General features: G+C 62.4%; 3 protein-coding genes and 1 pseudogene. 2 read left to right on the top strand and 2 right to left on the bottom strand.

Features of this window, described 5'->3' with window-relative positions; all coding sequences use genetic code 11:
• Positions 1-126: 126 nt before the first annotated feature.
• A complete protein-coding gene (locus P775_RS00145; RefSeq protein ID WP_099909069.1) occupies positions 127-2,646 on the bottom strand; it encodes a heavy metal translocating P-type ATPase in 2,520 nt (839 codons plus the stop codon).
• A 235-nt stretch (positions 2,647-2,881) separates the two neighbouring features.
• Between P775_RS00145 and P775_RS00140 the strand changes: the two genes are divergently transcribed.
• Both P775_RS00140 and P775_RS27400 read left to right on the top strand, forming a co-directional pair.
• Positions 2,882-3,127: a heavy-metal-associated domain-containing protein gene (locus P775_RS00140; RefSeq protein ID WP_099909068.1), complete on the top strand. Its 246-nt coding sequence runs from the start codon at positions 2,882-2,884 to the stop codon at positions 3,125-3,127.
• A gap of 208 nt (positions 3,128-3,335) precedes the next feature.
• Complete coding sequence (locus P775_RS27400; protein ID WP_143520741.1) at positions 3,336-3,527, top strand: hypothetical protein; 192 nt, start codon at positions 3,336-3,338, stop codon at positions 3,525-3,527.
• 826 nt (positions 3,528-4,353) lie between these two features.
• On the opposite strand, the pseudogene P775_RS00130 reads toward P775_RS27400, so the two are convergent.
• A pseudogene (locus tag P775_RS00130) lies at positions 4,354-4,554 on the bottom strand (IS6 family transposase); the annotation flags it as partial.

Here is a 4,554-nt window from a genome sequence, read left to right as displayed (position 1 = left end):
CATACCGCCACGCCCGGGCCGATGCTTTCAGCCTCTGGGCAGATTACACCGCCGACATGGCAGCGTGATCCGCCGATCACTCCAACCATAAAAGCTTGAGGCAACAACTTGGCGATGCCGTGCCAATCACTCGGCAGGCGCGACCACGGCATTATGGTCCTGCGCTTGCGCGATTGCGGGTGCGCTTTCGTCCATCTGCGGATTGATCCGGCGCAGACGCAGGGCGTTGCTGAGGACAAAGACCGAGGACAGCGCCATGGCGCCCGCTGCCAGCATCGGGGACAGCAGGATGCCGAAGGCCGGATAAAGCACACCCGCCGCCACCGGCACCAGGGCCGTGTTGTAGCCGAAAGCCCAGAACAGGTTCTGGCGGATGTTGCGCATGGTCGCTTGGGACACGGCAAAAGCGTTCACTACTCCGCGCAGGTCGCCCGACATCAGCACCACATCGGCGGATTCGATGGCCACATCCGTGCCCGTCCCGATGGCGATGCCCACATCTGCGTGTGCCAGCGCGGGCGCGTCGTTGATGCCGTCGCCCACAAACGCAACCTTGCCGCCTCCTTTGCGCAGGGTGTCGAGGGCGGCAACCTTACCGTCGGGGAGGACGCCGGCAATCACAAGGTCGATGCCGGTGTCGGCAGCGATCGCCTCGGCGGTTTCGCGTTTGTCGCCAGTGATCATCGCGACCTTCAGGCCCTGCGCCTTGAGCGCGGCAATGGCGGCAGCGCTGGCGGGTTTGACCGGATCCGCGACGCCGATCACGGCAGCAATGCGCCCGTTGATAGCGGCAAACAGTGCCGAGCGGCCGCGTTCGGCAAGCGCGGTTTCGGTTTCGGCCAGCGTGCCGGTGTCGATGCCTTCGCGGGCCATCAGCCGGTCGGCGCCGATCAGGACGTCGCGGCCCGCAACGGTCGCACGGACGCCATAGCCGGCCATCGCGGTGAAATCGCTGAGTTCGTGCCGCGCAACGCCTTCGGCGCGGGCAGTGCGGACAATCGCCTCAGCAATCGGGTGTTCCGAACGGCCCTCGACCGCAGCGACCAGCGCCAGTACCTCAGAGCGTTCAAAACCGTCCGAGAGGACAAGGTCGGTCAGTTCCGGGCGGCCTTCGGTCACGGTGCCGGTCTTGTCGAGTGCGACGATATCGACCGCGCCGAGACCCTGAAGCGCGTCGCCCTTGCGGAAAAGCACACCCAGTTCGGCGGCACGCCCGGTGCCCACCATGATCGAGGTCGGTGTGGCGAGACCCATGGCACAGGGGCAGGCGATGATGAGAACCGAAACACCAGCCACCAGCGCATGGGTCAGCGCCGGAGCGGGGGCGAGGATCAGCCAGGCCAGCACCGTCAGCGCCGCAACGCCAAGGATCACCGGCACAAAGCGCAGGGTGATCTTGTTGACCAGACCCTGAATGGGAAGGCGGGCGCCCTGCGCCTCTTCGACCATGCGGATGATCTGGGCCAACGTGGTGTCACCGCCCACACGGGTGGCGCGCAAGCGGAAGCCGCCCGAACCGTTCACTGTGCCGCCGGTGACGGTCGCGCCGGGGCCTTTGGAGACGGGCACAGGTTCGCCGGTGATCATGCTTTCGTCCACATGGCTGTCGCCGTCAACGATCACTCCGTCCACGGCGATGCGTTCGCCGGGGCGCACGATAAGGATGTCGCCCGCGCGGATGTTTTCAAGCGCCAGCTCAACCGCTTGGCCGTCCCGTTCGACAGTCGCGGTGCGGGCCTGCAGGCCCAGAAGCGCCTGAATGGCGGCCCCGGTGCGGCCCTTGGCCCGTGCCTCGAGCCAGCGGCCGACAAGGATCAGCACGACAATCACTGCGGCGGATTCAAAGTAAACCGATCGGACGTCATCGGGCAGAAGGTCCGGCAGGATGGTGGCGACGACGGAGTAGAGATAGGCCGCCAGAGTGCCGACAGCGACAAGGCTGTTCATGTCAGGTGCGCCTTTGAGCAGGGCGGGAATGCCCTTGGTGTAGAACATCCGGCCCGGCCCGATCAGCACCAGCGTGGTCAGGATCCACTGGACCACCCACGAGGTCTGCTGGCCGATGGTGTGGTGCACCCACATGTGAAAGCCGGGAAACAGGTGGCCGCCCATCTCGATCACAAAGACCGGCAGTGCCAGCGCGGCGGCAAAGATCACCGAGCGTCGCAGGCTCACGATCTCTTCTTCCTTGCGGGCGCTGGTGCTGTCTTCGGTCTGGCCAGAGGCGTGGACGGTTGCGGGATACCCCGCCTTGGTCGACGTCGCGGCGATGTCCGAGGGGGTCACTGCCCCTTCGGCATAGCGCACTGTGGCGCGGCCCGTGGCGAGGTTCACCTCTGCGCGGATCACGCCGGGCAGCGCGTTCAGAGCCTTTTCCACGCGCCCGACGCAAGAGGCGCAGGACATCTCAGTGATGTCGATGGTGGTTTCGGCGACACGAGCGGGATAGCCCGCCTTGTCCAGCGTGTCGATCAGGGTGACGGCATAGACGCTGCCATCATGAAAGACGCGGGCGGTTTCGGTGGCCAGGTTAACTTCAGCGTTGCTGACGCCGGGCAGGGCGTTCAGCGCCTTTTCCACACGACCGACGCACGAAGCGCAGGACATACCTTCGACCTGCAGGCTTAGGATGTTCGCGTTGGTCATGGCTATGATTCCTCTCTGTTCAGAACTGTGTTGCTCTCAAGCTAGAGATTCCAGTGACTGGAAGGTCAAGCACCAAAAATCAATTTCAAGAATTTCGGAAAATTCTGAGGAACCCCTTGACCTTCCAGTCACTGGAGGCCCCATCTGATGGGATACTGGCGTCAGAAATGACCAGAGACCCCGGTTTGAATCATACGAATCGCCCCTGACGGGGCCTGATCAAAGGATAAATCTCATGTGCGGATGCAGCACCCACACCGACGCGGCCACTCAGGACACCGGCGCCACGGCCGCAAGCTTTCACCTGCCTGACATGACCTGCGGACATTGCGAAAAGACAGTGCGCAGCGCGCTTGCGAGCGCTCTACCTGGTGCTGCGGTGGATATCGATCTGCCGACCCACACCGTCAAGGTCGACGGCGATGCCGAAACTGCGCGTGCGGCTCTTGTCGCGGCTGGCTACACTCCGGCAATGGCCTGAGACGAAGCAATTAGGCGGGGCCGCTTTGCCCCTGCCCTACAAGTACGAACGCCCGATAGGGCTGGCAAAGTTTGACACCATCAATCTGGACATTGCTGATTCGTTGCACCGGGACGGGAGTATGACATTTGCACGGCGTGCAGATTTTGTCGCACTGTCCGCTCACCTTGCCTTTAGAAGATCATGCGCCTGCACGAGGCGGGCTATATTGACAGAGACAGCGCGCGACTGGAACTTGGGGCAGCTGGACAAGACCCTGACGACGGTCGTGAAGGTCACTCTGTCCTTGCACCAGCGCGACACATTCGAACGGTTTGAGGCGGCGATCGTCGGAATTCCCGCTGCGGCATCTGTTCAAAGAGCCGAGTTGAAGACCTTGGCCCCTCGTCTTTGCATCTGACGGTGTGCTGAACCTGAGCTGGCCGGAATCTTTTCCAACGTCCATAAGAAGCGGAACCGAAGCGTCGGCACCTGCCCCACCCAAAACCTCTGTCGCCATCTCGTCCAACTTCGGTTCGCACTATTGCCAAAGTTAAAACCCGGCGGCATAGCTGTAGTCCGCCGACAGGAAACCTTTGGATTCGGTCGCATCCGTCAGTTTCCAGCGCGACATCAGGTCAACGTCAAAGGTGCCTGCCACGGGAATCGGCGCGCTCGCCGTAAACGACCTTCCGCACCTTAACAGCGATGCATGGCAAGATCTGCGCACGGCTACACATCAACCCGGGCCGGTTTGACAGGAGGCGGATCTGCCGCTCCGTTTCGAGCCTATGCCCCCGCCATACGGGCATCTGCCGCCGGTCTGAATATGACGTTGATTATTGGCAGCGCGAAGGTCTCGCATGACGCAAGCTGAGGCAAAGGGCAGATCGACCTTAACCACCATCGACCAAATCCCCGACCTGCCCCGCCTATCTGCCCGCGTTGCATGTACCGGGACAGTGCGTCACCTCGCGCGATGTCCCCACGATCATCCGCGAAGCCTACATCAAGGCATCTGGACCCAATTGGCGACCCGTTCCTTGCCGAACGTATCGACCACGAAACAGCTGATGCCGAGGATCACGGACATTAGCCTTGCATCAGTGCAGCCCGACACTTGCCGCACTGCCACCCGTCAGATGTCAGGTGTCCAGACCTCCAAGGTGTAACGCCTTGATTTCAAGGTATTTATCGGCATCGCCAAGTTGTTGCCTCAAGCTTTTACGGTTGGAGTGATCGGCGGGTCACGCCGCCATGTCGGCGGCGTAATCTGCCCAGAGGCTGAAAGCATCGGCCCGGGCGTGGCGGTATGATTTTGCGGTGAGTCTGTAACGGCGGGGACGGAAGATCAGTTTGATCGGGTCGTGTGCGGTCAGGAACCTCGGTGCTTGCCGGTGAGACTTGAACCGGCCGAATACCTTCTCCCGCTTGCGGGTCGGCCGGTG

It is taken from the genome of Puniceibacterium antarcticum, from assembly GCF_002760615.1.
Taxonomy (GTDB): Bacteria; Pseudomonadota; Alphaproteobacteria; order Rhodobacterales; family Rhodobacteraceae; genus Puniceibacterium; species Puniceibacterium antarcticum.
The sequence above is the reverse complement of the archived record's forward strand: the minus strand, read 5'-3'. Positions and strand labels throughout refer to the sequence as shown.

What these genes read in the sequence shown, in the direction of transcription:
- P775_RS00145 (WP_099909069.1), bottom strand. Translation starts at nt 2,646, where the DNA reads ATGACCAACGCGAACATCCTAAGCCTGCAGGTCGAAGGTATGTCCTGC.
- P775_RS00140 (WP_099909068.1), top strand. Translation starts at nt 2,882, where the DNA reads ATGTGCGGATGCAGCACCCACACCGACGCGGCCACTCAGGACACCGGC.